This is a genomic window from Bartonella numerosa (assembly GCF_037070845.1).
Taxonomy (GTDB): Bacteria; Pseudomonadota; Alphaproteobacteria; order Rhizobiales; family Rhizobiaceae; genus Bartonella.
In genome coordinates this window covers 1-1,499 of record NZ_JAYMZI010000024.1, presented here as the reverse complement: position 1 = coordinate 1,499, position 1,499 = coordinate 1, and the positions used below count along the sequence as shown (strand labels likewise).

Sequence of the window (1,499 nt, the reverse complement as noted above, 5' to 3'; positions counted from 1 at the left end):
GAAGCGATATGAAAAAAAAGGAAGCTAAACCGGTGAAAGCCGAACGACTTAATAGTTATTACGAGGAAAGTCGAGGTTTGGAGCGTGAACTCATCAGTGAGTTTGTCAAATCTCGCAGAACAGCGTGAAAAATAGATGGCAATTTTGCGGCAATTATAATTACCGATTTTTTTTACGGTATGTGAAAATTAAACGGAGAAGATTATGAAAAAACTTATCGTTACAGCAGTGGTAAGCGTAGTTCTCGGAATGCCAAACCTGGGGATGAGTGGTGGTAACAGTCTCGATGATATTGATTTCAATAGCATTAGCCGTGGTGTGCACCACAGTTATGGTAGGCCGGGATCTTGGCAAGGAGATTGGCAGAGAGGTCCAACAGTTAAAGGAAACGGTATGTCGACTTCACATTCAAGTAAGTACGCCAAACCATCTTTTGCAGATACGCCTGGTTTTTCTCGTGGTAAACCAAATACATTGGATCCAAAAGCCAGCTGGAAATCTCTCAGTACTTTAGATGGTAAAAAGAGTCTTGTCCTTAAAGGTCCACAATTTATTTATGACACCGCAGGGCAGATACGAGTTGATGATAAGATGCCGGAGTTGTATAGAAAAGTCAGAAGAGAAGAGGATTATCTTCGCAAACGTTCTTTGGATGATGCACGCGAAACTATCGATGAGCGTAGTCAGTATGCGGATATCATGGATAAAGCCGTAAGCTTGCAAATTTTTGACTACACAGAAAATCGTTTTCATCAAATCTCAAAATTGTTAGAGGAAGTTAAAGGTGCAAAGGATGCACAGAGCATTGCCGCGTTACAAGCGCGCCTTAAGGGGACATTAGCTATAATCCAGAATGAAGCCACGAAACTGCAAATGATCACGCACCTGAGAAGCATCGAGCAAGCACTTATCAGCCGGCTGAAGCGTAAGCGCAATGTACAAATCCTTTATAGCAAAAATACGGAAATGCCGGCTATCAAATATAATGTATCTTTAAGGTAATACCTCTGATTTTTTCTTATCGGAGAGATAAGACCGGTGGGTTTTCCGTGCTATTCGGTGATTTTGAAGAATAGCGCGGAATATGTGAGTTGGCTCTGATAATCTTGTAAAAGAGCGTTTACGGCAGATTGTAGCAAATATGAGCGAGATGCATGATGTGCGCTAACATTTCAGAAAAGTGAAAAATTCGTTAAAGAGAAATGCCATGTCCTTCGTAATGTTCACACAGCTTTTCGATAAATTTGATCAAATAACAAGTACGTATATTACGGGTGTTTCATCAAAGGTAGCTATCGCGCTCACACCTATCGTGTCGGTGGGTATAACTATTGCCTTCATTGTATATGGGTGGCTTATCATTCGCGGTGCAGTGGACATGCCGCTCACCGATTTTATAAACCGCTGTTTTCGAGTGAGTATCATTACTTCAATCGCGTTGTCCGGTGGGCTATATCAGCAAGATATCATTGACTTTATAACAAATCTGCCTAGTGAAT

The 1,499-nt window shown here is 41.3% G+C and carries 2 protein-coding genes and 1 pseudogene; all 3 read left to right on the top strand.

What is annotated here, in order from left to right:
* Window positions 1–8: 8 nt before the first annotated feature.
* A pseudogene (locus WCP75_RS04980) lies at window positions 9–125 on the top strand (TrwG protein); the annotation flags it as partial.
* Window positions 126–204: 79 nt separating this feature from the next.
* Complete coding sequence (locus WCP75_RS04975) at window positions 205–1,002, top strand: TrbJ/VirB5 family protein (protein ID WP_336277133.1); 798 nt, start codon at window positions 205–207, stop codon at window positions 1,000–1,002.
* A gap of 205 nt (window positions 1,003–1,207) precedes the next feature.
* A partial coding sequence (locus tag WCP75_RS04970) for a type IV secretion system protein (protein WP_336277132.1) occupies window positions 1,208–1,499 on the top strand: 292 nt, incomplete at its 3' end.

Bases quoted from the DNA above. Each gene is read 5' to 3' on its own strand.
- WCP75_RS04975 (WP_336277133.1), top strand. From the start codon at position 205: ATGAAAAAACTTATCGTTACAGCAGTGGTAAGCGTAGTTCTCGGAATG.